The 26,784-nt window shown below is 44.1% G+C and carries 30 protein-coding genes, 5 tRNA genes and 1 riboswitch; of the genes, 2 read left to right on the top strand and 33 right to left on the bottom strand.

The window, feature by feature from the left end:
* Window positions 1-98: 98 nt before the first annotated feature.
* The 12 genes from glmM to ACR65H_RS04735 form a co-directional block, all read right to left on the bottom strand.
* Window positions 99-1,451, bottom strand: coding sequence for a phosphoglucosamine mutase (gene glmM / locus ACR65H_RS04790; RefSeq protein ID WP_440499022.1), 1,353 nt, complete (start codon window positions 1,449-1,451; stop codon window positions 99-101).
* Window positions 1,452-1,491: 40 nt separating this feature from the next.
* On the bottom strand, window positions 1,492-2,763 hold the full coding sequence (locus tag ACR65H_RS04785) for a CdaR family protein (RefSeq protein WP_440499021.1): 1,272 nt from the start codon (window positions 2,761-2,763) through the stop codon (window positions 1,492-1,494).
* On the bottom strand, window positions 2,756-3,592 hold the full coding sequence (cdaA, locus tag ACR65H_RS04780) for a diadenylate cyclase CdaA (protein WP_440499020.1): 837 nt from the start codon (window positions 3,590-3,592) through the stop codon (window positions 2,756-2,758). Before cdaA ends, ACR65H_RS04785 begins: the two co-directional genes overlap by 8 nt.
* 206 nt (window positions 3,593-3,798) lie before the next feature.
* Window positions 3,799-4,428, bottom strand: a complete 630-nt coding sequence (locus ACR65H_RS04775) for a zf-HC2 domain-containing protein (RefSeq protein ID WP_440499019.1) — start codon at window positions 4,426-4,428, stop codon at window positions 3,799-3,801.
* Window positions 4,429-4,441: 13 nt separating this feature from the next.
* The gene (gene sigW, locus ACR65H_RS04770; RefSeq protein WP_440499018.1) at window positions 4,442-5,005 is read right to left on the bottom strand and encodes an RNA polymerase sigma factor SigW; all 564 of its coding nucleotides are present in this window, start codon (window positions 5,003-5,005) and stop codon (window positions 4,442-4,444) included.
* Between the two features lie 176 nt (window positions 5,006-5,181).
* A complete protein-coding gene (gene rocF, locus ACR65H_RS04765) occupies window positions 5,182-6,087 on the bottom strand; it encodes an arginase (RefSeq protein ID WP_440499017.1) in 906 nt (301 codons plus the stop codon).
* 70 nt (window positions 6,088-6,157) lie between these two features.
* Window positions 6,158-7,933, bottom strand: a complete 1,776-nt coding sequence (locus tag ACR65H_RS04760; RefSeq protein WP_440499016.1) for a putative bifunctional diguanylate cyclase/phosphodiesterase — start codon at window positions 7,931-7,933, stop codon at window positions 6,158-6,160.
* 494 nt (window positions 7,934-8,427) lie between these two features.
* Window positions 8,428-8,502: transfer RNA gene (locus tag ACR65H_RS04755), tRNA-Gln, on the bottom strand.
* A 90-nt stretch (window positions 8,503-8,592) separates the two neighbouring features.
* Window positions 8,593-8,677 (bottom strand) — tRNA-Tyr (locus ACR65H_RS04750).
* A gap of 192 nt (window positions 8,678-8,869) precedes the next feature.
* A tRNA-Glu gene (locus ACR65H_RS04745) sits at window positions 8,870-8,944 on the bottom strand.
* Between the two features lie 165 nt (window positions 8,945-9,109).
* Window positions 9,110-9,185 (bottom strand) — tRNA-Thr (locus tag ACR65H_RS04740).
* 7 nt (window positions 9,186-9,192) lie between these two features.
* Window positions 9,193-9,267, bottom strand: a tRNA-Asn gene (locus ACR65H_RS04735).
* Between the two features lie 171 nt (window positions 9,268-9,438).
* Here ACR65H_RS04735 and ACR65H_RS04730 point away from each other — a divergent pair.
* Window positions 9,439-10,104 carry a polysaccharide deacetylase family protein gene (locus ACR65H_RS04730; RefSeq protein ID WP_440499015.1) on the top strand — a complete coding sequence of 222 codons (666 nt, stop codon included), beginning with the start codon at window positions 9,439-9,441 and terminating at the stop codon, window positions 10,102-10,104.
* A gap of 168 nt (window positions 10,105-10,272) precedes the next feature.
* On the opposite strand, the gene ACR65H_RS04725 is transcribed toward ACR65H_RS04730, so the two are convergent.
* The gene (locus tag ACR65H_RS04725) at window positions 10,273-10,956 is read right to left on the bottom strand and encodes a KinB-signaling pathway activation protein (RefSeq protein WP_440499014.1); all 684 of its coding nucleotides are present in this window, start codon (window positions 10,954-10,956) and stop codon (window positions 10,273-10,275) included.
* 142 nt (window positions 10,957-11,098) lie between these two features.
* Between ACR65H_RS04725 and gerD the strand changes: the two genes are divergently transcribed.
* Entirely contained in the window at window positions 11,099-11,716 is a 618-nt protein-coding gene (gene gerD / locus ACR65H_RS04720; RefSeq protein WP_440499013.1) for a spore germination lipoprotein GerD, read from the top strand.
* A 29-nt stretch (window positions 11,717-11,745) separates the two neighbouring features.
* Here the strand turns inward: gerD and ACR65H_RS04715 are convergent, their stop codons facing one another.
* From ACR65H_RS04715 to ACR65H_RS04620, 20 genes are all read right to left on the bottom strand, one after another.
* A complete protein-coding gene (locus ACR65H_RS04715) occupies window positions 11,746-12,804 on the bottom strand; it encodes an iron-sulfur carrier protein/transcriptional regulator SalA (RefSeq protein ID WP_440499012.1) in 1,059 nt (352 codons plus the stop codon).
* A gap of 77 nt (window positions 12,805-12,881) precedes the next feature.
* On the bottom strand, window positions 12,882-13,595 hold the full coding sequence (locus tag ACR65H_RS04710) for an N-acetylmuramoyl-L-alanine amidase (protein ID WP_440499011.1): 714 nt from the start codon (window positions 13,593-13,595) through the stop codon (window positions 12,882-12,884).
* Window positions 13,596-14,116: 521 nt separating this feature from the next.
* On the bottom strand, window positions 14,117-14,413 hold the full coding sequence (locus ACR65H_RS04705) for a rhodanese-like domain-containing protein (RefSeq protein ID WP_440499010.1): 297 nt from the start codon (window positions 14,411-14,413) through the stop codon (window positions 14,117-14,119).
* A 102-nt stretch (window positions 14,414-14,515) separates the two neighbouring features.
* Window positions 14,516-15,478, bottom strand: coding sequence for a hypothetical protein (locus ACR65H_RS04700; RefSeq protein ID WP_440499009.1), 963 nt, complete (start codon window positions 15,476-15,478; stop codon window positions 14,516-14,518).
* A 162-nt stretch (window positions 15,479-15,640) separates the two neighbouring features.
* Window positions 15,641-16,855, bottom strand: a complete 1,215-nt coding sequence (locus tag ACR65H_RS04695) for a NupC/NupG family nucleoside CNT transporter (RefSeq protein ID WP_440499008.1) — start codon at window positions 16,853-16,855, stop codon at window positions 15,641-15,643.
* Window positions 16,856-16,897: 42 nt separating this feature from the next.
* A complete protein-coding gene (locus ACR65H_RS04690) occupies window positions 16,898-17,857 on the bottom strand; it encodes a nucleoside hydrolase (protein WP_440499007.1) in 960 nt (319 codons plus the stop codon).
* 174 nt (window positions 17,858-18,031) lie between these two features.
* Window positions 18,032-18,133, bottom strand: a riboswitch (purine riboswitch).
* 228 nt (window positions 18,134-18,361) lie between these two features.
* Window positions 18,362-18,754 carry a 30S ribosomal protein S9 gene (gene rpsI / locus ACR65H_RS04685; RefSeq protein WP_440499006.1) on the bottom strand — a complete coding sequence of 131 codons (393 nt, stop codon included), beginning with the start codon at window positions 18,752-18,754 and terminating at the stop codon, window positions 18,362-18,364.
* A gap of 19 nt (window positions 18,755-18,773) precedes the next feature.
* Window positions 18,774-19,211, bottom strand: coding sequence for a 50S ribosomal protein L13 (gene rplM / locus ACR65H_RS04680; protein WP_440499005.1), 438 nt, complete (start codon window positions 19,209-19,211; stop codon window positions 18,774-18,776).
* Window positions 19,212-19,386: 175 nt separating this feature from the next.
* Window positions 19,387-20,127, bottom strand: a complete 741-nt coding sequence (truA, locus tag ACR65H_RS04675; protein WP_440499004.1) for a tRNA pseudouridine(38-40) synthase TruA — start codon at window positions 20,125-20,127, stop codon at window positions 19,387-19,389.
* Between the two features lies 1 nt (window position 20,128).
* On the bottom strand, window positions 20,129-20,932 hold the full coding sequence (locus ACR65H_RS04670; RefSeq protein WP_440499003.1) for an energy-coupling factor transporter transmembrane component T family protein: 804 nt from the start codon (window positions 20,930-20,932) through the stop codon (window positions 20,129-20,131).
* On the bottom strand, window positions 20,933-21,802 hold the full coding sequence (locus tag ACR65H_RS04665) for an energy-coupling factor ABC transporter ATP-binding protein (protein WP_440499002.1): 870 nt from the start codon (window positions 21,800-21,802) through the stop codon (window positions 20,933-20,935).
* On the bottom strand, window positions 21,778-22,623 hold the full coding sequence (locus ACR65H_RS04660) for an energy-coupling factor ABC transporter ATP-binding protein (protein ID WP_440499001.1): 846 nt from the start codon (window positions 22,621-22,623) through the stop codon (window positions 21,778-21,780). The genes ACR65H_RS04665 and ACR65H_RS04660 overlap by 25 nt, the downstream gene beginning before the upstream one ends.
* Window positions 22,624-23,024: 401 nt before the next feature.
* The gene (gene rplQ / locus ACR65H_RS04655) at window positions 23,025-23,405 is read right to left on the bottom strand and encodes a 50S ribosomal protein L17 (RefSeq protein WP_060203464.1); all 381 of its coding nucleotides are present in this window, start codon (window positions 23,403-23,405) and stop codon (window positions 23,025-23,027) included.
* Window positions 23,406-23,433: 28 nt separating this feature from the next.
* Window positions 23,434-24,378: a DNA-directed RNA polymerase subunit alpha gene (locus ACR65H_RS04650; protein WP_251627903.1), complete on the bottom strand. Its 945-nt coding sequence runs from the start codon at window positions 24,376-24,378 to the stop codon at window positions 23,434-23,436.
* A gap of 136 nt (window positions 24,379-24,514) precedes the next feature.
* Window positions 24,515-24,904 carry a 30S ribosomal protein S11 gene (gene rpsK, locus ACR65H_RS04645; RefSeq protein WP_009499031.1) on the bottom strand — a complete coding sequence of 130 codons (390 nt, stop codon included), beginning with the start codon at window positions 24,902-24,904 and terminating at the stop codon, window positions 24,515-24,517.
* Window positions 24,905-24,926: 22 nt separating this feature from the next.
* Window positions 24,927-25,292 carry a 30S ribosomal protein S13 gene (rpsM, locus tag ACR65H_RS04640; RefSeq protein ID WP_440499000.1) on the bottom strand — a complete coding sequence of 122 codons (366 nt, stop codon included), beginning with the start codon at window positions 25,290-25,292 and terminating at the stop codon, window positions 24,927-24,929.
* A gap of 24 nt (window positions 25,293-25,316) precedes the next feature.
* Window positions 25,317-25,430, bottom strand: a complete 114-nt coding sequence (gene rpmJ, locus ACR65H_RS04635; protein WP_076758849.1) for a 50S ribosomal protein L36 — start codon at window positions 25,428-25,430, stop codon at window positions 25,317-25,319.
* 40 nt (window positions 25,431-25,470) lie between these two features.
* On the bottom strand, window positions 25,471-25,689 hold the full coding sequence (infA, locus tag ACR65H_RS04630) for a translation initiation factor IF-1 (protein WP_060203457.1): 219 nt from the start codon (window positions 25,687-25,689) through the stop codon (window positions 25,471-25,473).
* Complete coding sequence (locus ACR65H_RS04625) at window positions 25,689-26,120, bottom strand: hypothetical protein (protein WP_440498999.1); 432 nt, start codon at window positions 26,118-26,120, stop codon at window positions 25,689-25,691. Before ACR65H_RS04625 ends, infA begins: the two co-directional genes overlap by 1 nt.
* Entirely contained in the window at window positions 26,117-26,770 is a 654-nt protein-coding gene (locus ACR65H_RS04620) for an adenylate kinase (protein WP_440498998.1), read from the bottom strand. The genes ACR65H_RS04625 and ACR65H_RS04620 overlap by 4 nt, the downstream gene beginning before the upstream one ends.
* Window positions 26,771-26,784: the final 14 nt, after the last annotated feature.

Raw genomic sequence — 26,784 nt, 5'->3', positions numbered from 1 at the left:
GGATGACGCATTTTCTATAAATGCGGCTTTCCACTGACACAAAAAAGCTGTAGCAAAAAGTCAATTATCGACTTTCTGCTACAGCTTCATTCTGTTTCTTATTCTTCCGTTCCCATTTCTGCACGAACGACTTCTGCAATGCGATTGACAAAGCGTTTGCAAGTATCATGGTCTGGTGATTCAACCATTACACGGACGAGTGGCTCCGTTCCTGATGGACGGACGAGTACTCTGCCGTTTCCGGCCATTTCCTCTTCTACATCCTTAATAACAGCAGCAACTTTTGCATTTTCGGTCACTTTGTTTTTATCTGTAACACGGACGTTCACGAGCTCCTGCGGGTAAATCGTCATCTCGTTCGCAAGTTCGGATAGCTTTCTTCCTGTCCGTTTCATGATGTTGACAAGCTGTAACGCCGTCAATAGGCCGTCTCCTGTCGTATTGTAATCAAGCAAGATGATGTGGCCAGATTGCTCACCGCCGAGATTATAGTTCCCTTTTTTCATTTCTTCGACGACGTATCGGTCTCCAACAGCTGTTTTGACGCTCATCATGCCTTGTCGCTCCAACGCTTTATAAAAGCCGAGGTTGCTCATGATAGTAGAAACAATCGTGTCGGATTTTAGGCGGCCTTTCGATTGGAGGTGACGCCCTATGATGAACATGATTTGGTCTCCGTTAATGATCCTACCCAGTTCATCGACTGCAATGAGGCGGTCTCCATCACCATCAAAAGCAAGTCCGATGTCTGCGCCTTTATCGATTACGAGCTGGCTGAGTCCTTCCGGATGTGTCGATCCGACGCCGTCATTGATATTCACACCATTCGGTGAGACACCTATCGTTGACAAGTCCGCATCCAAATCAGCAAAGACATGTGTTGCCAATGAAGAAGTAGCACCATGCGCGCAATCCAGGGCGATATGGAGGTCTGTAAACTCCTCATCAACCGTCTGTTTCAAGTATTGGATGTATTTGTGGCCACCTTCAAAATAATCCGTTACAGTTCCAACATCCGCTCCTACCGGGCGAGGCAGGTTATCCGTCTCTTCGTGCAAGAGGGTTTCAATTTCATCTTCCTGCTCATCTGTCAGTTTGAACCCGTCTGCTCCGAAAAATTTGATGCCGTTATCCTCAAATGGATTATGGGATGCCGATATCATGACACCTGCCTGGGCATTCATGACACGTGTCAAGTAAGCTACACCTGGCGTACTGATGATCCCGAGCCTCATTACTTCGATTCCCATAGACAATAGGCCTGCAATCAAAGCGTTTTCCAATAAGTGCCCAGATATGCGAGTATCCCTGCCGACAAGAACTTGTGACGTCTCCTGTGAATCTTTCGTCAGCACATATCCGCCAATTCTACCAAGTTTAAAAGCAAGCTCAGGCGTTAATTCTTTATTTGCAATCCCACGGACGCCATCTGTTCCAAAATACTTTGTCATTATCCATACTCCCTTTCAATGCTCATAATCAACTTCTTCATTATGCGAGTTTTATTTCAAGCGTCACTTCATCCTCTGAAATCTTCCAAGCAATATCGTCAGGCGCAACTACAGAAAGCGGATATGAGTGTTCGCCTTCCTCATTCGTCCCGGAAGCATCGACGCTAATATCGAAGTCTGAAACGTCTAGTGAATTAATAACTTCCTCTTTAGCCGTCACTGTTACATCAACGACACCTTCAGTTGGTTTCAGAAAGGAACTGCTAAATTTCTCATCAAGCCCTTTCACAGCGACAGGAATGTTTTTGAATTCCTTAGTAACATCCTCCTCAGTCGGTTCCATCGATACGTCAGGAGGAGGATCTTCTCCATTCATAGTCGTAACTCGAATATTCACTTTGACCTTGTCCTCCGAAAGTTTTGAAACTCCCTTCGGTTTTGGAACATTCAACTCTACTGTCCCTGACTCCTTCACTTTCGAAACATCAACATCTACCCGGATTTCGCCAATAGACTCCAACGTCTTCTGCGGTCCGTAAAGTGTCACTGTCTTCATCTCTGAGAAAACGGAGTCGATTACAATGTTCTCACCCGGAACACCTTTTTCCCTTAGAACGATCGGCACCTCTTTACTATTTTCCTTCACTTCCACTTTGACAGTCACATCTTCGGGTTCAATTATGACATTCAATTTATTCAGATCCCGGTCAAGCACGCGGACACGGGCTTTTTGCTCAAACGATTTATCAATGCCCTGCTCGCCTGTTGCTGAAACCTTTACAAAGCTGATGGATTCAATGACACTTTTGGCGCCTGTCACTTGGATCATAGAAGGCTCCACTTCTTTTCTAACTGCATTGAAACCTTCTGCAAGTAATCGCTCGTTAAACTCAGGCTCTACCGGGAATGATTTCGATATTTTCTCTTCGATGACGACGTCCACCGTTGCTGGGTCCAATCGCACATCCAATTTTTCCGAAAGGTTCTCAGCTTGGATCTTAACTGTATGCCTTCCCAATTCGAGGCTTCTCAAGTCGACCTTCAATGTAAAATCCTTCAACAACTTTGTCGTCTGGACAAGGTTGGCGGGACCGTCAATCGACATATTGACGGTCTTCGGCACTCCTGTGACGACGAGATTTTCATTATCATAAAAAACTTCTACTGGGACGTCGCGAAGGACATCCTGTGAATCACCGATTGTGGAGCCTGTCTTTTTATCTTCTTCCGCCTGAACGGAAAAGAAAAGGATAATGGCAAGCGCCAATGCCGTAATACGGAGAAACCATGGGCGGTCCATTAGATTATCCATTTTTCTGTTTCCCCCATTTCCAGAATGAAGTAGACGAGGTTTCAGGTTCTGCTCCAAACCATACTTTCCGCAGTTGCTGCTCAAATTCATCCATTGACAAGTTCCTGTTAATATCTCCATTTGTCGTAAGACTTACTGCACCTGTCTCTTCGGAAACGACAATTGTGATTGCATCGGTCACTTCACTGATACCGAGAGCTGCCCGGTGTCGGGTTCCGAGCTCTTTTGAAATGAAAGGATTTTCCGAAAGCGGTAGATAGCATCCTGCAGCAGCGATGCGATTTTTTTGTAAAATGACAGCCCCGTCATGCAACGGAGTATTTGGGATGAATATATTGATAAGCAATTCCGAAGTGACGATCGAGTTCAACGGAGTCCCTGTTTCAATATACTCACTAAGCCCTGTCTCCCGTTCAATCGATATAAGCGCTCCAATCCGTCGTTTCGCCATATAGCTCACCGACTTGTTGAAAGCGTCGATCATGCGATCACGTTCCTCTTCTTCCTGCATTGCAGACCTCGCAAACAAACGGCCTCGACCAAGTTGTTCCAGCGCACGGCGTATTTCGGGTTGAAAGAGGATAATAATAGCAAGGAACCCGAACATCAACACTTGATCCAACATCCATTTCAATGTATCAAGTCCAAGATATTCAGTAAGAATACGGGCAAATAAAATAACGAAAATACCTTTTAATAGCTGTACGGCTTTCGTGCCTTTTATGATGGTGATTAATTTATAGAAAACAAACCAAACGAGAAGCACATCCACTATATTTTTCAGTATTTCAATCGGACTTGAGTTTGTAATCATTTCCCAACCAGGCATGCGCTTCCCTCACCTTCATCGCATATTCTTTACTTCAGTATATCATACAGCCCAGTTTCAGTGCTCTTGAAAACGAACAAGGACTGGCTACTAATGGGAACGTTTTTGATTGGTGTATTGTTTCCTTTCCCTATGTACCAATCGTTCATTCATAAAAAATAAAAAACAATCGCCCACCCTATGCCGGGAAGGCGATCGTGCAATCATTATTCCCCCGACTCTCCATCGCTAGAAGGGAAAATATCTTTGACTGTCGACTTTATTTTATACCATAACCAATCAAAGGCCTGATCAATTTCTTCGCTTTTTCCTGTAACTACTGCCGTCGAAGCCATGTATTTCGTACCGCGGATGACAGTCACATTGCCGTCCACTTCTCCTTCAATTCGAAGATTGCCGTTTTTGACGACGATATCCCCCTTCACCACTTCGCCAGCAGGGACGACGACCGTTTCCCCTTCAACGATCAGATTTGGCTGCTTCGTGAATGAAAACTGCTGATTATTGCCGAAGCTAGAAAAGAGCGTCGCGCTCATTAATATTAAAAACAGTGCAGCCGCAGCCACGAGTGGGTGCCTGCGTAAAAACCGTTGAAAACCTGCTTGCGATTTTTCTTTCGGGAGACGTGCCATGACGCCTGAGACAAATCCGTCCGGGGCTTGGATTGGAGCAGCTTCCTTCAGGAATAAAGCCGACATTTTGAATTCATCCATCATTTCCCTGCAATGTTCACAGTCAGCTAAATGCTTCTGCAGCAATTGCTCATCCTGGCGGCTAATGTCTCCGTCTAAATACGCGTGCATTAAATGGATCACTGGTTCCTGACACGTATTCATACTTAATTCCCTCCTACATATTACCCATCTGTTTCCGTAGCGCTTCCCGGCCACGGTGAACTCGGGTCTTTACGGTTCCAAGTGGTAATTCTAAAATATCACTAATCTCCTGCAACGGCAATTCTTCCATATATCTTAGGATGATAACAGAACGATATTTTTCAGGAAGCCTTCCAATCTCATATTGGACACGATCCTGTGCTTCCATACGCTCTACTTCTTCCTCCGGCAAGTCGCCGGCTGCTGCAATCTGCGAATACATATTTAGGCCATCCGTTCCAGGCACTGTCGCATCAAGATAATAATCCGGTTTCTTTTTACGAATTCTATCGATGCATAAATTTGTTGCAATCCGAAATAACCAAGTGGAAAATTTCCGTTTCTGATCGTACGTATGGATGTTCACATATGCACGCACAAATGCTTCTTGAGCTATATCTTCCGCTTCCTGGGGATTGCCGAGCATTCGATAACAAACATGATACAGCCGATGTTGAAACATGGTGACAATTTCTTCGAATGCATCCTGATCGCCTTTGATCACATCATTTATTCTTTTATTGACCAATTCATCCAATGACTTTCATCCTCCGCTCTATGCGGCTGTTCCTTCTATACGTTTGAAGGGTCCAACTGGTTTCATTTTTTTAATCCATATTTTTTATTTTACCAAAGATTGATAAATATTTCCGTTCTTTTAGGAAATTCTTTCACAAAAAATAACCGCTTGGATATTAATCCAAGCGGCCTGCCTTATAATAATTTTTCTCCGAACAATGAGCCCATTAGTCCGACTGCGACATCCGCAGTTTTGTTCTTTTCATCGAGGATCGGATTCACTTCGACGAATTCTGCTGATGTGATCATACCCGAATCCTCGAGCATCTCCATTGCAAGATGGCTTTCGCGATAGCTGATTCCGCCTGGCACCGGTGTTCCGACTCCAGGTGTGTAGAGAGGATCAAGGCCATCCAAATCCAATGACAAGTGGACACCATCAACATTCTTTGCTTGTAAATAAGCAATCGCTTCCTTCATGACCGATGTCATGCCATCGCGATCAATTTCGTGCATCGTGAATACTTTGATGCCTAGATCTTTAATTAATAAACGCTCGCCTGGATCGACTGAACGAGCTCCGATAATGACAATGTTTTCGGGCTTTACTTTCTGCCCTTCTTTAAAGATATTTACTAATCTTTCATGCCCCCGGCCCATGAGAACCGCAAGCGGCATTCCATGGATATTACCTGATGGTGACGTTTCAGCAGTATTCATGTCAACATGCGCATCATACCAGATGACACCTAAGTTTTTATACGTTGACGATAATCCTGCAATCGTCCCAATTGCAATGCTATGATCGCCTCCGAGGATGAGTGGGAAATTCCCTTTTTCTACGACTTCAGCAACCCGATTCGCAAGTTCACTCGTTGCTTGGACGACTTCCTCCAAGTTCTTCAAGTTTGTAGCTTCACGATCTTTATGTTCGACAGAGCTTACTTGGATATCCCCTTCATCTTTCAGCGTATGTCCGATCGCTTCCAATCTTCTTATTGCCCCCGCATAACGGATGGCACTCGGTCCCATATCCACTCCTCTTCTGCTTTGTCCGTAGTCGAGTGGAACACCAATTAGTGATATATCCAGTTTTCTCATATTTGTCAGCCCCCCACCCATATTGTAATTCGTTCAATGAAATGGCTCAACCTGACAAGTTTACGGATATTTATTCATATTCTACGGATTTTGAAAACATCAATTCACATTCTTCGGGAGGTAAAGGCTTGCTGAAGAAATAGCCTTGTCCTTCTCTGCATCCTAAGTTGCAAAGGATTTCCGCTTGTTCCCCCGTCTCGATTCCTTCGGCAACGACATTAAGGCCAGCCGTATCTGCCAATGTAACAATCGCCTTGACGATAGCTCTGCTGTTTTCGTTCACGTCAATGTCCTTCACGAATGACATATCGATTTTCACTGTGTCTGCTGGCAATTCCTTAATATAACTGAAAGTGCTATAACCTGTTCCGAAATCATCTATTGCAACATGCATGCCTAAATCCCTAATCTGCTGAATCGTCTCCCTCATTTCATCCCGATCTGCAAATGAGCTCTCGGTCAGTTCAATTTCGATGAAATCCGGTTCAACTTCCTCTTCCATAAGAATCCGTTTTATCGCCCCAACGATTTCCTCATCATCCAGCTGGACGGTCGACATATTCACGGCAATGCGAATTGGTCCATACCCTTCGTGCTTCCATTGCGCCGCCTGCTTGCAAGCTTCCCGTAAAATCCATTCGCCAAGCGGCAAAATGAGATTCGTCTCCTCCGCCAACGGAATGAACTTGTCCGGTGGAATGCGGCCAAGTTCAGGATGATTCCAGCGCACCAATGCCTCGACCCCAGACAGATCGCCACGGGACAAGTTCATTTTCGGTTGATATTCTAATGTGAAATGTCCCAATTGAACACTTTTACGCAATTCATTCTCCAATAAAATGCGTTCCAATGTTTTTGTCGCTGTTCCAGGTTCATACATTTTATAATTCCCGCCACCATGCTCTTTTACATAATGCAACGCCTTTTCAGCCTTCATCATAAGCTCCGGCGCCACTTTCGCGTGTTTTGGAAATAACGCAATGCCACAGCTAGTTGAAATAGTGTACAATTCACCATGAAGGCTTATCGGATTTTCCAAACTGCTCTTTATTGTCTCCGTCAACTGCTCCGCTTTTTCCTCGTCCGCAGCCTCCGTTAAAGTGAACGCAAATTCGTCACCTGAGATGCGGCCAATGATGTCTTCATGACGTAGTACGTTCCTCAACCGGTTTGCGATTACCGACAGCACGTAATCCCCAGTTTCCTGTCCAAACGAGTCATTTACATTTCGCAATCGATCGATGTTCAAATAAACAAGCCCTAATCTTGATTCATCTTTTCGCTTACTTTCTATACATGATCGCAGCTCCTTGCTGAATGCATTACGGTTGAGCAAAGACGTTAGTTGGTCATTATACGATAGATTACGGTTTTCTTCGGCAATTCGACGGTATGTTTGTGCATCCTTTCGAATTTTCTCCTCCATAAGCTTCCGTTCTGTAATATCATAACGAATGGAAATATATCTATTCGGTGTTCCCGATTCACTCATAAAAGGAACAATCTTTGTATCCACCCAGTAGATGCTGCCATCCTTTGCTCGGTTACGAATTTCACCTTGCCAGATTTTCCCGCGGCCAATTGTCGACCACATATCTTTGAAAAACTCTTTCGAATGATAGCCAGAATTAATGATCGAGTGTGTAGCCCCAATCAGCTCATTAGCTTCGAACTGCGATATCTTTGTAAACAATTCATTGACATATGTTATTTTTCCTGTGCGATCAGTCATCGCGACGATGACGGTTTGATCGAGCGCAAACGCAATATCGGCGAGGATTGCCTCGACGTCGATCTGATTGTCGTTGCCTGTCATTTTACGCATTACTTCAAAATAATCATGCATGTGAACATCATCAATCCTTTCAACTGAACCTCATTGCCTATTTGAATAAACTTCGATGATTGCGCGATTATCCAAATACGCATAAGTCAGTCCAGTAACGCATAAACACATGCGAACTGTTCTATACTTGTGAGAATCTACATCATTTCTGCTGATCTTTGTCTCTACTATACAATACCTTTCTATAATACTCGCAAAAACTGAATTTGACGGATAGCTGTATGAACATTTTTTGAATGTCGTGAGAGGGTATTTTAGGCAATAAAAAAAATCCTATCTTTTGGATGGATTTGAGAGTGGTGTGTATGTGGTTAGATGCTGTGGATATTAAGATCGGTTTTCTCCTAATTCGTTGAACTTGGAATGCTCTGGTATTAAAACCGATTTGCTCCTAATTCCTTGAACTTGGAATGTTCTGGTATTAAAACCGATTTGCTCGCAATACCTTCGGAATTGCTCGCAAATTATTTTTTTCGTGGAGCGAAAAAAATAATTGGCTGGGGTAGCTGGATTCGAACCAACGAATGACGGAGTCAAAGTCCGTTGCCTTACCGCTTGGCTATACCCCAACGTTAAAATAGAGTTTAGCTTCGCATTGCTGCTTCGGCTTCACTCGTTTTTAACTGGATTAGCAAACATGTTAAAGCGTAAGTATGTAATGGTGGTGGGGGACGGATTCGAACCGCCGAACCCTGAGGGAGCGGATTTACAGTCCGCCGCGTTTAGCCACTTCGCTACCCCACCAGGTTAAAATTGTGATAAGCTGCGCATCTCTTTGTCAGCTTCATTCGTTCACTCGGTCACGTACTTTTGTACGCTCCCTCTTTCTCTCAATCGCTTCCGCGACCTGCTTGCTTCTCCCAATTTTAACGGGAGTGTAGTGATAAGCTGCGCATCTCTTTGTCAGCTTCATTTTACTAACTTTAGAAACAAACATGGTGACCCCTACGGGATTCGAACCCGTGTTACCGCCGTGAAAGGGCGGTGTCTTAACCGCTTGACCAAGGGGCCATATAAGATTAATAAACTGCTTTACGAATCGCACAAATGTTATATTAACAAATTCGTATTCGTTATGCAAGTCTATTTTTTTCATTTTTATATTTCGTATTCCAAAGGGCAGGTGAGCATAAAAAAAGCGTCTTTCTTAATGAAACAGAAATCGCAAGTTTCATCTGGAGCTTCCAACCGGATTCGAACCGGTGACCTCTTCCTTACCATGGAAGCACTCTACCTACTGAGCTATGGAAGCATAAAAATGGCTCCGCAGGTAGGACTCGAACCTACGACCGATCGGTTAACAGCCGATTGCTCTACCACTGAGCTACTGCGGAATCGTAATTATTATTTCCAACGACAATATTTAGTTTAGCTGAAAGCCGGGTGAAAATCAACCCTTTTTTCACTACCCTGTAACGACTTTCTTATATTAGCATGACCCAATCATATTGGTCAAGCCTTTATCATAAAGTACCCTATAGATTTCGTTTTAAAGGGGATGTGACTTGAGAGCTAAACTAGTTATTCTCATTTTCGTTTGCTGTGCTGCCGCACTATTCTTCCCAAGCATGCCCGGATCGGATTCGTTGAAGGCTGTTTTCCGGTTGACGGATGAGCCGAATGAAGTCATTGTTAGAGGAATGTCCGGTTCTGCGATGACAATTAATATTTCATTCGGAGACGAGGAAGTGAAACAGCTGGTTCATGAATTACAGGCTCCCTATCCATTGCTTCTTCTAGATATGGAATGGGCCGACCGTTTTCCGGAGATCATACAATTGATCAAGAAACGCAACATCCCGACAGGCTTATTGGGACATGCAGGAATGGAATATGAACAGAACACACCTCTTCTCATTGAACAGCTTGAACAGTATGAGAAGTTGTTCGGTGCAAAGCCGTTATGGTTCAGGACGTCTGATGAACAGTTTCCATATTCTTTACGAAGTGCGCTATGGGACAGCGAAGTGAATGCACTCGGTTCATCCGTCCGCTGGCACACTGGAGAGCCGCCGCCGGTCATTGAAGGAGAAATTATTTCGTTGCCGCACCATCGTGAAGAAAGGGTCACATTAGCCAATTTCAAAAAGCTGGCCGAGACACGCCAAAATAGATTATTGGAAGATGTCCTTTTCAACATGTCCATCAAAACGAAAAAAATGCCGAAATAACCAAAAGCGAAGGGCGCCTGACTAAAAGCGAAAGGCATTAGACAAAGATGTTGAATGGCGGTCTTTGCCACGTAACAGCTTTGACTTATGACCCCGAGCTTCTGGCGCCCGGAGTCTAGACGTAACAAAAAGCGCAGTTCTCCTTTTATTTGAGGAACTGCGCTTTTATCATTTCGCTTTTGCCGTTTTTGTCGATTTCGATTTTCGTGCCTGTTTACGCGCATCGAGCTTTGCCTTGTCCTCATCGGATTGGCGGTTATACTTCGGCAGCATGAGAAGCTGATATGCATTGACCGCGAGAAGCGGGAATAATAAAATTGTCACCCACGAATCGATATTGCCTGACCGAACCATTAATGCCGGTAGCCATTCAAGCGTCGTAATGACGATCATGAAGAACAGTGCAGAAATAAGCGTGTGCTTTTTTGTCCATTTCGCTTTGAAATAAGCCGTGACAATAGATACTGCTAGTAATGAAAACAACAGCATCAAATAAAGCACGGTTCGCCCGGTATCTCCAGCAGTCAGTTTGAATCTGAAAAACACGAGATCAAAAATGACTACTGCGATGATGAGTAGCTGCACCCAATTCCATAATGTCAAAGTTCTGAATAAGTTCACACCAAATTGGTGAACCGTCAAATAGGCGAAGAAGCCCATCTGCGCAACGACACTCATCGTAAATCCGAGAAAGATCATCCATAAGAATGCGCCAAGAAACTCCGTATATTCTCCGGATGATAAATATTGTGAGAAGAATTCCCATCGGACGATCAACCCGAGGATTCCCGTGACAACTCCTCCGATAATTAATGCAGTAAAAAAGAATTTAACCCAATTTCGTATGGTCACGTTACTGTTCCCCCGTTTTTAATTGCTTCCAATAGTGTATCAACGTTTTGCCGAAAAATCTATTTCCTTGAATGCGTAATGCATATTCCTCTTTATATTGTGAACAATAATTGAAAACGCAATCGGAAGGGAAATTGATCTCATGATGAAAAAATGGGTTCATTTACTTGTACTTGTTATATTATTATCGGGCTGCAGTATGCAACAGCAAGGACCGAATTACGATGAAATGAAGAAGATGATGACGGATGCTCTACAAACAGAAGATGGAAAAAAGGCTGTTCGGACAATGCTATCCGATCCCGAATTCAGGGAGTTGATGGTACTGGATCAGGCGGAAGTGAAAAAATCCATCGAGGATACGTTACTATCGGATAAAGGCGAGGATTTCTGGAAAAAGGCATTTGAGGATCCGAAGTTTACGGAAAAAGTTGCGAAAAGCATGAAGGATCAGCAGCAAGACATTATGTCAAAGCTAATTAATGACTCTTCATTCCAAAAAGAAATGGTGGAATTTTTCGGACAGCCTGATATGCAAAAACAAATGGAAACCATTTTACAATCAGCTAATATGAAAAAACAGATGGAGAAGTCGATTGAAGAAACGATTAACAGCCCATTACTTAAGGCGAAATGGCAGGAGTTGATCCTTAAAGCGGGTGAAGTGGCACCAACTGAGAAGCAAGGTGGTGGCGGTGGATCTAGTGGTGGCGGTGAACAATCAGGTGGTGGTGGAAATAGCGGCGGCGGAGGTAAATAACCTCCACCGCCCTTTTTTGAAGCTTCCTATTATTTTTGAGTTTTATCGATAACTGTCTGTGCAATCTTCGTATACGTTTGACCAATCGGATGATCTTCTGCATAAACAGATGGGGCAAATTCAGTTTCATTCCAATCCGGCTGACCGAGTGGAATTTGTCCTAAAAGCTCGGTGCGTAATTCTTCTGCTAACCGAGTGCCTCCCCCTTGGCCAAATACGTATTCCTTTTCATTTGTCAGTTTTGACTCAAACCACGCCATGTTTTCAATGACACCTAAGAGGGCATGATCTGTCTGAAGCGCCATTGCTCCTGCACGGGCCGCTACGAATGCAGCAGTCGGATGTGGCGTTGTGACGACAATTTCTTTGGATGAAGGAATCATTTGATGGACATCAAGAGCGACGTCCCCAGTGCCAGGCGGTAAATCTAGAATTAGATAATCCAGCGGTCCCCAATCTACATCACGGAAAAACTGATCTAGCACTTTCCCGAGCATCGGTCCACGCCATACGACAGGAGCGTTATCTTCCACAAAGAATCCCATTGAAATTACTTTCACTCCAAATCGCTCCACCGGAATGATTCGATTATCACGGATGACCGGCAATTCTGTAATACCCATCATATCAGGTACACTGAAACCGTAAATATCCGCGTCGATCAATCCTACCTTCTTCCCAAGACGAGCGAGGGCAACCGCCAAGTTCACGGAAACCGTCGATTTCCCCACTCCGCCTTTCCCGGATGCAATTGAAATGAATTCAACATCATTCAACGGAGACAGTAAGTCTTGAGCTTCAGCCTCCGTTGCCGTACCACGGAATTTTTCGAGTGTTTCAGGCGGCAGTTCCTCAAAACGAATACCCACTGAGTCTGCTCCTGCTGCTTTTATCACTTCAACCACTTTCATCTGCAAGTTCATTTGCTCCGCTGTGTTGACTTTAGCGATGGCCAATTTTACACTGACATGCTTTTTCTCCGGTTTAACCGATACACTAATAATCCCATCGGTTTCCGCAAGTGTTTTATGTAAAAACGGATCCTTCAACTCGCCTACAACGTCACGGACAATTTGTTCGTTAATCAATATGGCCACTCCTTAGAGGTTTATTTCTTCTCCTCTAAGTATACCATATTGCTACACTTGCAAAGTCAGAATTGTCTTCATTGCTTTTCAGATAAATGAAATTGGATGATTCCTTCCACTATCGCATCCGCTACTTTCCCGCGGTAGGCAGGATCCGTCAACAACGCCCGTTCCTCCGGGTTTGAGATAAAGCCTGTCTCTATTAAAACGGAAGGCATCGGAACTTTTTTCAACAAATAAACCCCTTTGATCGCTAAGGCTTCACGATCAGTATTTTGTAAATTATTTACGAAAGATCCTTGAATTGATTTTGCTAAAAGTTCTCCTCCAGGATGACCTTCAGCATGATAAAACACTTGTGAACCCCGCCATCTTTGTTCTGGAATCGCATTTACATGGACGCTGAGGAACATATCAGGATCCTCTTCAATTGCAATGGTTTCCCGCAACTTCAAGTCGGCCATTTTTCTTTGCCTTGTCGTTCCGAATTTCTCACTCGGTGCGTGTTCTGCAAGGGCGTCGCCTTCCTTCTCACGCGTCATAACAACCATCGCGCCCTTCTTTTCCAATCTCTTCTTCAATTCATGCGAAATGCTTAACGTAATGTCCCTCTCTACAACGTCTCCAACTGATGCTCCGCCGTCTAGTCCCCCGTGCCCTGGATCAATGACAATCTTCACTCCCCCAAGCTGTTCAGGCATGAAAAAACCTCTGTCCGAGGCATTCACACCGTAAAGCACGATAAGTAGGGAGCTTGCAAATAACAACCCGATGATAAGCCATCGTTTCAATCTCACACCGCCTTTTTCCTCCACTATACGCAGACCTTGGCCAAGATATGATAGCTTGTTTTACATTTTGGATGATCGGTCTGCTGTAAGGACTTCATTCTTTCGGAATGCAATTGAATTCGGCTGATTATTGAGGGCTGAACTTGAGTTCTTGAGCGCCGGGTCAGACTTCTTGAGCAAAGATTCGTTTTTTTGAGCGCAAAATCGGATTCTTGGGCGTAAATTCATTTTCTTGAGCGCAAAATCAAATTCTTGAGCGCTAATTCATTTTCTTGAGCACAAAATCAAATTCTTGAGCGCATATTCATTTTCTTGAGCGCAAAATCAAATTCTTGAGCGCATATTCATTTTCTTGAGCGCAAAATCGGATTCTTGAGCGCATATTCATTTTCTTGAGCGCAAAATCGGATTCTTGAGCGAAGAAATCAACTACCCCCTTTGGACTCCGCCATCTTCAATTAAAAAAGCCATCCAGAAAGCCGATTTTCCGACCTTCTGGATAGCCTATTTTTTCGCATTCCTTATTCAACGTCTCCATGCCAATCCAACATGCCGCCAACCATATTGGTTACGTCATACCCTTGTGCCTCTAAAAATTCTGCAGCACGGCCACTGCGACCGCCTGACCGGCAAATCAGCACATACGGCGTCGCTTTATCTAGTTCAGCCATGCGTTCCGGGATCTCTCCCAATGGAATATGAATGGCACCAGGCACGATTCCCGCAGCGACCTCTTCATCTTCCCTTACATCGATCATATGAAGACTCTCACCATTCTCAAGCTTCTGCTGTAAATCTGCTGTTGTAATTTCTTTCATATCATATCCTCCTCGTCATCACTCATTCCATCTTACCTACGAGCGAAGCACACCGTCCAGCACTTTGATTTTCATTTCTAAAGTTAACTAAAGTAAGGGTACTTATGAATGCCCCGCTTTGTTCCGTTTCCATAATAAATACGGCAGCAAACATAATAAAACAACTAAAATGCCTGTAGCAGCGAAGGCGATTACTGTCCCTCTCGTCATTACGTAAATAACGTCCCACGGCCCCATATGACTTGCGAAAACTTGATAAGGATTGTCTTCCTTATAGACGATCGGCATCTCCTTCGTATATTTGTCGTACGTATGCCTCGTCACTTCTTTTACAACAAAAAGGCTATCCGGTGAATTTTCGGGACCGTACATTAATGAAACATAATACTGCCTTCTATCATACTTACCTCCTCGCCAATCGACATCTTTCTCCACGACGAGTGCAGTCGTTTCAACATGATGTTTCCCAAAAAACTTTTCATAACTTTTTTCCACTGAATTTTTAAATTCTGTCGCGAAAAAAGCAATAAGAAGTAATGCAATCCCCCAAAAGACAATATACGCAATTAGAGATCCTATACTTTTTAGATAGAGAATCTTCCCGATTCGTCCTATAAACTCACGGAGCGCTTTAATTTTGAGCAGCCAGTAAAGCACAAAACCGATTGGATACAGGTTAAAAAAAGCGAATAAGATATAAAACCAATTCTTTTCCTCTTTCAACGTGCTATCCGTATAAAACTTGCCTTCCGCCTTATAGCCCGCCAAATAATCGCCGACATCCAACTGCTCATAAACTTCTCGGTCGACTCCGATAATGGATGAATTATGTCTTGTCGGAATGCTACTGTCCGGCATAGATCCTACTTGCACAGTGAATCGAGGTTCGCGAAAAAAATCAAGAACGACAAGCTTCCGATGTACCCTCTCCTCGACCGGATTACTCTCCGCTTCCTCTATTAGCGCTCGATGCTCCTCATAATTTGTGTAATTCGTATAAATTAAAAACAGAAACACTGCAAACGCCAACAGTTTCGGCCATATGTTATCCCATCCATACACCATGCATTCTCCTCACAAATCTCACTAAGTTGTATATCTTCTATTAATATTGTAAAGTTACTTTATTTTCACGTCCAACGTTTATAAGCTTTACTTCTCAATAGAAAAAGGACTGCCGAAAAACAGGCAGTCCCTTATTGAAACAACAATCTATTATGACATCAATTATAGTAACATCCCGGCAATGGCGGCGCTCATCAGATTGGCAAGCGTTCCTCCGATGATTGCGCGCAATCCCATTTCCGCAATATCATTTCTTCTTGAAGGAGCCATTCCTCCTAAACCACCGATTAACATAGCCAACGCTGAGAGATTGGCAAAGCCGCATAATGCAAAACTGATCATGACGACGGCCTTCGGTGATAGATTGGCTATTTCAGGAGCAAAGGAAGTGTACGCGACAAATTCATTCAGTACAAATTTTTGTCCAATAAATGAACCTGCTTGTAATGCTTCCTCCCATGGAATTCCAATTAGGAAAGCGAGTGGGGAGAATAGATATCCTAAGATTTGTTCAAGTGTCAGTGATTCAAGTCCGAATATCCCGCCAACTGCCCCAGTGATGAGATTGATCAAATAGATGAGAGAGATAAACGCAATTAACATCGCACCTACACTAACCGCTATTTTCAATCCATCCATCGCTCCGCGAGATGCCGCGTCGATTACGTTTCTCGATTCCGTGTCTTTCACCATTTGAACATTTTCAGCTGTGTTCAATTTTTCCGTTTGAGGGACGATGATTTTCGCAAATAATAATCCGCCCGGAGCACCCATGAAAGCTGCAGCTAACAAATATTCTATAGGAACGCCAAGCATAGCATACCCGCCTAAAACAGCACCCGATACGCAGGCCATTCCGCCTACCATCACTGCAAATAGTTCTGATTTAGTCATTTTTTCGATATAAGGTTTTACGACTAACGGTGCTTCTGTCGGACCAAGAAAAATATTAGCAGCAGCTGACATCGACTCAGTCTCGCTTGTCTTAAGAGCTTTCGCCAAAAGGCCTCCAACGATTTTCGTCGCAAACTGCATAATTCCTAAATAATAAAGGACCGATATTAAGGAAGCAAAGAAAATGATAATCGGCAACACTTGAAATGCAAAAGTGAAGCCTGCATTATCTGCCCCTAATACTCCTCCAAATAAGAATTGAATCCCTTCATTGGATGAATCAATGACTTTCTGGACAATTCCCGAAATATATTCTAACGCTTTCCTTCCGAATTCCCATTTCAACACAGCAAAACCGAATACGAGCTGAATCGCTAAAGCTCCAAGAACAGTTCTCAAATTGATGGATTTACGTGCTGTCGAAAAGACCCATGCAATTGCTAAAATACCGATGATGCCGCAAATTCCCCAGATGTATTGCATAGTAACTCTCCCGTCATTGTAAGATTGGATGGATTTTTATAATTACTTGGAGTTTTCTCCGTTCACTTGCTTCGCCAATTCCGTAATGTAATCAAAGAATGCATCCCGATTCACATCATATACAACGTTGACCGGGCGCCCGTCAGGTGTTTCTACTGTGCGTCCCTGACTCGGTCCATCGGAAATGACATAACTATTAACCATTTTCACTTTAACAAGATCTGTTTTACCGATAAAAGCAGTCGTTAACACGTCCCATAAATAGTACGTGGAATTTGTTTTAAAATGGACGAGCGGTGGGACCATCGCATAACATTGACCGAGAAAGTCAACTCCGATATAGCTGCGTTCCTTCGCCCAACGTTCACGAACATCCAACGTCAATGGCACTTGGTTTGTACTTTCAAGCGCGACTAAATCAATTTCTATATTCGTTTCCCATACACGAGCCGCCGCTTCAGGATCCCAAAACACATTCCATTCCGCTGTTCCATCATGCTCAGGCTCATGAACATTTCCATCTTCACGGAAAGTTCCGCCCATCCATACGAGTCTTTTGATTTTCTCTTCAATATCCGGCGCCTCGTCCAATGCACGTGCCAGATCAGTAAGTGGTCCTGTGAATAATAATGTTGTCTTCTCAGAAGTATTACGAATCGCTTCGATCATATGAAGATGTGCCGGCTTTTCTGCGACAGGAGTAACAACTTTCCCGGATTCATTTAAAATTGGCAGTGCATCTACGAGAAACGCATGCATTCTCCAGTCTTTCGGGAAAGGATTTTTTCCGCGCGAATTTGATTCGGCTACATCCAGACTGACGCCTTTTCCAAAACGATCGATGATTTTCCGGCTTGCATATACGGCCGGCTCTAAATAACAATCGGCTGGTATGACCGATACACCTGTCAATTCAACATTATCCATTTGAAGCAATAGGAATAATGATACAAGATCGTCAACTCCACCGTCGTGGTTGAAGTAAATAGGTTTCTTTGTCATTCCGTCCCATCCTCTACAATACATATTGTTTGAATCAATATCTAATAGTCTCCCGTTATTAGCGGGAAGCTATTCATACGCTTCTTCCGGCAATTCCTTTTCTGGATGAAATGCAAAAAAACCGGATAGAGTCTACCCGGTTTGCCGATTCACGAAAAATAATGGAAAAATAATGTTTCCAGTTATTTTTCATGTAGTCCGGTAGTTTACGGTTACCAGGTAGAAACGCTTGAGCCATATTCCCAAGCATATACATTTAATATTTAAATGAAATTATTGCGTAGTTGTGAATCTGTTTTTCACTTTACATTTATAACATAGAAACTTTCGTACAGTCAATGGTAAGACGAATGTTATTTAATTTAGACAACTCATTCTTCGTGTTTACGCTTGCAAGGTAAAGAAAATTCATTAAACCATGATACCGCATTACTAAATTCGTATTGTAAACAATAAAAAACCCTTCCCCGATAAAATCGGGAAAGGGCTGTACATATTCGTAGATTAACGTTTTGAGAACTGAGGTGCACGACGCGCGCCTTTAAGACCGTATTTTTTACGTTCTTTCATACGGGAGTCACGTGTAAGCAATCCTGCAGCTTTCAAAGTGCCGCGGAATTCAGGGTCTACAGTAAGTAGAGCACGTGCCACGCCGTGGCGGATTGCGCCTGCTTGACCAGTGTAACCGCCGCCGTGGACGTTTACATGGATGTCATAGCTGCCAAGTGTTTGAGTAGCTACAAGTGGTTGCTTGATCACTTCACGAAGTGTTTCGAATGGTACGTAGTCTTCTACGTCACGGTTGTTGACGACAATTTTACCTTCGCCAGGTACGAGACGTACACGAGCTACTGAGCTTTTACGACGGCTAGTGCCGATATATTGTACTTGTGCCAAAAGTGTTTCCTCCTCTTAATTATCCGCGAAGCTCGTATGCTTCTGGTTTTTGTGCCGTATGTGGATGTTCCGGTCCAGCATAGACATGAAGTTTCTTGATTGTTTGACGACCTAGAGGACCTTTTGGAAGCATCCCTTTAATCGCAAGTTCCAACATTTTAGTTGGGTAGTTTGTACGCATTTCAAGAGCTGTACGTTGTTTGATATTACCTGTATAGCCAGTGTGGCGATAGTAGATTTTATCTTTTAATTTATTCCCAGACAATTGGATTTTCTCAGCGTTGATGATGATGACGTGATCGCCAGTGTCAACGTGTGGTGTGAACGTAGGTTTATTTTTGCCGCGCAAAATTGCTGCAACTTCAGAAGCTAGACGACCAAGCGTCTGTCCTTCAGCGTCGACAACGAGCCATTTACGCTCTACTTCGTGACCTTTAGCCATGAATGTTGTACGCATGTATTGTTTCCTCCTAAAATTATCAATCTGTTCCGTTGTTTTCTCTATCCCTAAACACAAATAAACTTTCCGGGGCTTATTGTGGGGTTATTGAAATACCATTTATCATCTTATATTGAAAGTGATCATAAGTCAAGCATTTTCTCAGAAAACACCTGGAAAAGTTGACTCGAGTCTAGTATGTCACATTCATCAAGTACAAACCGTGTGCTGGCGCTGTTTTCCCAACCTTTTTTCGGTCTTTTGCTTCGATCATTTCCTTCATGTCCGCCGGCTCGTTCCAACCTATGCCGACCGCAAAAAGCATGCCTGCAATTGTCCGCACCATATTGTAAAGGAAACCATCGCCTTCAATCGTCATGATCAGCTCTTCGCCTTGCTGGACTAGCGTCAATTCCCGTACGGTCCGCACTTTATTTGAAGTCGCCGTTTTGGATGAACAAAAGCTTGTGAAATCATGCGTACCGATAAAATACTGGGCAGCTTCGCGCATCCGCTCAATATCAGGCTTCCACTTCCCTAAATGAACGGCATAATTTCTTTGAAAAGGGCTTTGGATTTCGCTCGACGACCATTTGTACATATAGGTCTTTCCCGTCGCAGAATAGCGTGCATGAAATTCTCCATCCACAAACTCCACATTCATTATTCTTACATCCTTAGGCAATAAAACATTCAGCGCCATCCGCCACCTGTCAGGGGGAAGATCCAATGGCGTATCGAAATGGATTACCTGTCCAAAAGCATGCACACCCGCATCTGTCCTACCGCTTGCGACAGAGTAGATGGACTTATCTTTGTGAAGCTTCACAAGGGCTTTATCGATGACGGATTGCACTGTCCGTATATTCGGTTGGAACTGGTATCCTGCATAGTCTGTCCCATCGTAGGCGACTGTAGCTTTGACCCGTCTCATATCAGTTCCCTCCTCTCAGCCAAATAAGAGCTGCGACTAAAACAAGGAAAAGGATGATAATCAATGTATCACGCCATTGCCAACTTAACTGACGGTACCTTGTCCTTCCCTCTCCCCCGCGATAGCCTCTCACTTCCATTGCTATAGCAAGATCCTCTGCCCGTTTAAAAGCGCTGACGAAAAGGGGGACAAGCAACGGTACGACTGCACGTATCCTTTCCTTGATCGTACCGCTCGTCAGATCTGACCCACGTGCAAGCTGGGCTTTCAATATCTTATCCGTTTCATCCATCAGTGTCGGAATGAAGCGAAGTGAAATCGACATCATTAGAGCAAGTTCGTGAACGGGGAGTTTAATGCGCTTCAATGGATTCAGCAACGTCTCCATTCCATCCGTGATAGAAATGGGAGACGTCGTCAATGTCAATATAGTCGTCATGAGGACAAGTACGAGGAACCGAATGGAAATATAAATCCCCTGCCTGACCCCTTCTTCATAAATCTTTATGAATTTCCAATCGATCAGCAGCGCGCCTTCCTTCGTGAAAATGAAGTGCATAAGCAAAGTGAAAACGATGAGGAAGAGAATCGGTTTTAGTCCATTGAACAAAAAATAAAGACGAATCCGTGCAATGAATATGACAAACAACGTGAAAGCTAGCAGTAAAGCGTATGTGATCGTATTATTCGCTAAAAATACTGCGATAATGAACATGAAGACGAATAGCAGCTTCGACCTTGGATCAAGTCGATGGACGAACGAATCGCCCGGCACGTATCGACCAAAGATCATCTTCTCAAGCATTTATTGCTCACCTTCTTCCTGCAAAGCGTCGGCAATGATGCTGGCAAGCTGCTCTTCAGTAAGTGCAAGCTTCCCAAACTGCCTGCCGAACAGCTTCTCCACATCGCGCTGAAACGCCACAGAACGCGGCAGGTCAAGCCTGAATGACTTTAGCCGCTCAGCATCCCTGAATACTTCTTCAGCCGTTCCAGACATGACAGAGCGTCCTTCATGCATGACAAGGATTTGATCAGCATATCTCGCTGCATCTTCCATGCTATGCGTAACGAGAATCGTCGTCAAACCTTCTTCCTTATGCAACTTGTTGAAAAGCTCCATTATTTCTTTACGCCCGCGCGGATCGAGTCCAGCTGTCGGTTCATCCAATATAAGGACGGACGGTTTGAATGCAAGAACGCCCGCTATCGCAACACGTCGCATCTGTCCGCCAGATAGATCGAACGGCGACTTCTGTGCGACGTCTTCCGGCAAGCCTAAAAGCTTAATCAATTCATGAGCTCGCCTTCTAGCCTCCTCTTCAGGTATCCCGAAGTTCAAAGGTCCAAACATAATATCCTTCTCTACGGTCTCCTCGAAGAGTTGGTGTTCCGGAAATTGAAAGACGATGCCGACATGCTTTCGGATTTTTTTTAGCTCTTTTGCCTTCGTATCGGAAGTAATGTTTATCTCTCCGATGCCCACAGAACCTTCAGTCGGCTTCAGAAGGCCGTTCAAATGAAGGAGCAACGTCGATTTGCCAGACCCCGTATGTCCAATGACCGCCGTATATGATCCTGATTTAATTGAAGCATTCACCTCATAGAGGGCCCGTTTTTCAAAAGGCGTGCCTTTTGCGTATGAATAGCCTACTTGTTGAAGTGAGATGTCCATAATTCATTCACCAACTCTTCTTCCGTCATATGTTCCCCTTGTATTGCGATACCTTCCTGGCGAAGAGCGCGCGACAATCTTGCCGCAAAAGGCAGATCCAGTCCGATTGCCTCCAGCTCGTCGCCATGCGCAAAAATCTCCTCCGGATTGCCGGTCATCATCAATTTCCCATTATTCATCACAATAACCTTATCCGCGAGAAGCACTTCCTCTAAATCATGTGTAATGGAGATGACCGTGAGCCCTGTCGTCCGCTTCAGCTCATCGACTACTTGGATCACTTCATCGCGCCCTTGCGGATCCAACATGGAAGTCGCCTCGTCCAAAATGAGCAGCTTTGGACGCATGGCAAGAGCTCCTGCAATTGCCACACGTTGTTTTTGTCCGCCGGATAGATGATGAGGCTCATGATCCAGAAATCCTTCCATTTTCACTTGTGCAAGTGAATCATGAACACGTGGCACCATCTCTTCAAAAGGGATACCGTTGTTTTCCAAAGCGAATGCAACATCGTCCTGTACAGTCGAGCCAACGAATTGATTGTCCGGGTTTTGAAAGACGATACCGATGTCTGAGCGGATGTCCCATAGATTCTCTGCGTTCAACTCTTCTAGAAAGACTTTCACTTTGCCCTCTTCCGGAAATAAAAGACCGATCATCAGTTTGGCCAACGTCGATTTCCCCGATCCATTATGACCTACAATGGCAATCCATTCTCCGTCCCTAACAGTGAAACTGACATCATCCACTGCTCTGCGAACATCGCCTTCTTCCGACTCGTAGGAATAAGACACATGATCCAATGACAAAATTTCCTTCACATCTTTCACCTCCGGCATTTTTCGATTATGTATGAAACAACTGAATTCTACAATTTTTTCTCGATATAAATAAAAAAAGCGCGCACCTCATCCGAAGAAATGCGCTCCATTCTATTCTGATGCTGGGTGCTCAATCCAGATCAGCGGATGAGATGCGTAGAGCTAGACCGATCGGCTGAACCGTCGATCATAACACTCAGCTTTAATTATTTGTCGTATAAATCGTTTAGATATTAAAAGGGCGTGGCTGTGCGTATGCCAGACACACCCTTCGTCATGTTACATTCCAGCTTCGGGCGCCAGCCGCTCGGGTCATAATCCGTCTCGGTTTTGCGGCAAAAAGCGCCGCTTCGCCAATCCGTCTTATGCCTGTCGCGTCTAGGCGGTCGCCCTCCGCATTATTATACTAATTCGATTACTACAACAGGTGCTCCGTCTCCACGACGAGGTCCCATTTTCATAATACGAGTGTATCCGCCTTGGCGGTCAGCGTAGCGTGGTGCCACGTTATCAAACAATTTTTGAAGTGCAAAAATCTCTTTTTCATTGCCTTCTTCATCCGCAGTTGTGACTAGCTCACGACGAATGAATTGTGCTGCTTGACGACGTGCATGTAAGTCACCGCGTTTACCAAGCGTGATCATCTTTTCAACGACTGAACGTAATTCTTTTGCACGCGCTTCTGTTGTTTGGATGCGCTCATGCACGATTAGGTCTGTCGCCAAGTCGCGAAGCATTGCTTTACGTTGTGAACTTGTACGTCCAAGTTTTCTGTAACCCATAGAAGTTTCCCTCCTTCAATCTAGTTGATTAATCTTCCGAGCGTAACCCGAGGTTCAACTCATCCAATTTCGCCTTTACTTCTTCAAGCGATTTACGGCCAAGGTTGCGCACTTTCATCATTTCATCCTCAGACTTGTTAGCAAGTTCTAGAACGGTATTGATGCCTGCGCGTTTCAGGCAGTTATAAGAACGCACAGATAGATCAAGTTCTTCGATAGTCATCTCAAGTACTTTCTCTTTCTGGTCTTCTTCTTTTTCCACCATTATTTCAGCAGTTTGTGCTTCGTCAGTCATACCGACAAAAATATTCAGATGCTCCGTCAGGATTTTTGCTCCGAGCGAAACAGCTTCTTTCGGACCGATGCTGCCATCTGTCCAAATGTCAAACGTCAACTTATCAAAGTTGGTACTTTGACCTACACGAGTATTCTCGACTTGAAAATTGACGCGTGAAACTGGAGTGTAAATAGAGTCGATCGGAATAACACCAATCGCAAGATCCTCACGTTTGTTTTGATCGGAAGGTGCATACCCACGGCCACGAACAGCATACATGCGCATACGCAGATGACCGTTCTTGCCTAGTGTAGCGATTTGAAGATCCGGATTCAGCACTTCGACATCACTGTCATGAGTGATATCAGCAGCAGTGACCGTCCCCTCGCCTTTTACATCTATTTCAATCACTTTCTCATCATCTGAGTAGATTTTGAGAGCAAGTTTCTTCACGTTCAAAATAATTGTTGCAACGTCTTCAACGACACCTTCAATTGTAGAGAATTCATGAAGAACTCCGTCGATCTGGATAGATGTCACGGCAGCTCCTGGCAATGAGGAAAGAAGCACGCGGCGCAAGGAATTCCCTAAAGTGTTTCCGTATCCACGCTCCAATGGTTCAATAATAAACTTACCGAACTTGGAATCTTCGCTGATCATAACTGTTTCAATCTTCGGTTTTTCAATCTCGATCATTCATTTACCCTCCTTCAAAACGTCTAGTATATAGGCCGTTCCATATTGAAATCGATTATCAAAAGAAATCAAAATGCAATCACACAATTTAGTTTTACCAAAAATTGTGCTTTTCAATCAAATGGAGAACAAACCATTATACACGACGACGTTTCGGTGGGCGGCATCCGTTATGTGGAACCGGTGTTACGTCTCTGATTGCAGTTACTTCTAGACCTGCAGCTTGTAGTGAACGGATTGCAGCTTCACGACCAGCACCTGGTCCTTTAACAGTAACTTCCAAAGACTTCAGGCCATGCTCCATAGCAGTTTTAGCAGCCGTTTCAGCAGCCATTTGTGCAGCAAACGGAGTCGATTTACGAGAACCTCTGAATCCTAGTGCACCAGCACTTGACCATGAAAGTGCATTACCGTGACTATCAGTGATTGTTACGATTGTATTGTTGAACGTCGAACGGATATGTGCAATACCAGTTTCAATATTCTTTTTCACACGACGCTTACGAGTTTGTTGTTTACGTGCCATGTACGAAAACCTCCTTTACCTATTATTTCTTCTTGTTAGCTACTGTCCGTTTAGGACCTTTACGTGTACGTGCATTGTTTTTCGTGTTTTGTCCACGAACAGGTAGTCCACGACGGTGACGGATTCCACGGAAGCTTCCGATTTCCATCAAACGTTTGATGTTGAGGGAAGTTTCACGACGAAGGTCCCCTTCAACTTTCAAACCGTCGATTTGCTCACGGATTTTATCAAGTTCTGCTTCAGTAAGATCACGAACGCGAGTTTCCTCAGAAACGCCAGCGTTAGCAAGGATCTTTTGTGCAGTTGTTTTACCAATTCCGAAAATGTATGTCAATGAAATGACTACGCGCTTATCGCGCGGTACGTCTACACCAGCAATACGTGCCATATAGATTGTGCACCTCCCTTTGTATTAGCCTTGTCTTTGTTTATGTTTTGGATTTTCACAGATTACCATTACTCGGCCGCGTCTGCGAATAACTTTACATTTTTCGCAGATCGGTTTTACAGATGGTCTTACTTTCATCTTACCCAACCTCCTTCAATATTCCGGAGTTGCAAAAGTTTCATTTGAAACGGTATGTGATACGACCGCGTGTCAAATCATAAGGTGAGAGTTCCATCGTCACTTTGTCGCCAGGCAGGATACGGATAAAGTGCATACGGATCTTGCCTGAAACATGTGCAAGAATCGTATGACCATTTTCCAATTCCACCTTGAACATTGCGTTCGGCAACGTTTCGACTACGGTACCTTCAACTTCAATTACGTCGTCCTTCGCCATCAATCCTGTCTCCCTTCTATATCCAATAAAGGTCTTAACCATCGAGCGGCAACAGTCGCCTTCAAAGCTTCCTTCAACATATGTCCGGATTGCATGAGTGATGTTCGAAAGACGTCTGTCACACTTCGTTTCCCGTTAGTCAGTCCCCGACTTTTGTTGTGGAAAATCGCATCGGAAAAGACGCTAACGACAGGATTGCCGTTGGTGCGTTCCATCCTTGCCACAGAGTTTCGGACATCTTTTACATTATACCTACCTCGGCAGGCATTTGCATTTACGACGTCCCAAAACAGTGCCGCCAATGGATTATCACCAGTTCCTATACCGGGCACCATATGCTTTTGCAGCTCGTTAATCATACGCTCTTTCCGTGCAACAGTGCGATGCTGCCCACAATATGGCGTGCATGAATTGCGTCCGGAAAGGATCACTGGCCACTCTCTTGTAAGATAGCGTCCAGATCTTTGAAAACATCATTGATGTCTTTTTGTCCATCTATGTTCGTCAACACGCCTTTGTCGTCATAAAACGCCAATAGTGGTGCTGTTTGATTCATATTTACTTCCAGACGGTTCGTGACGGTTTCCGGATTGTCATCCGCTCGCTGATAAAGTTCCCCGCCATCCTTATCGCATTTGCCTTCAACCTTTGGCGGGTTGAATTGCAAATGGTAGGACGTGCCGCATACTTTACAAATTCTGCGACCGGTCAATCTTGCGATAAGTTCATCTTTTTCTACTTTGATGTTGAGCACATGCTCAATTTTCCGGCCCATATCCGAAAGCAATGCATCCAATGCTTCTGCTTGAGGAACTGTGCGCGGAAACCCATCAAGTAGGAATCCATTATCACAATCGGATTTGCTTAGTCGTTCACGAACGATGCCAATTGTCACTTCATCAGGAACAAGAGCACCTTGATCCATGAACGATTTTGCTTTGACTCCAAGTTCCGTGCCTTCCTGAATTGCAGCACGGAACATATCGCCTGTAGAAATATGAGGGATTTCGTACTTTTCGACAATTTTATCTGCTTGTGTACCTTTTCCGGCACCTGGCAGACCCATTAATACGATATTCATACGTCTTGCCCTCC

This window comes from Sporosarcina sp. SAFN-015, assembly GCF_059415085.1.
The sequence above is the reverse complement of the archived record's forward strand: the minus strand, read 5'-3'. Positions and strand labels throughout refer to the sequence as shown.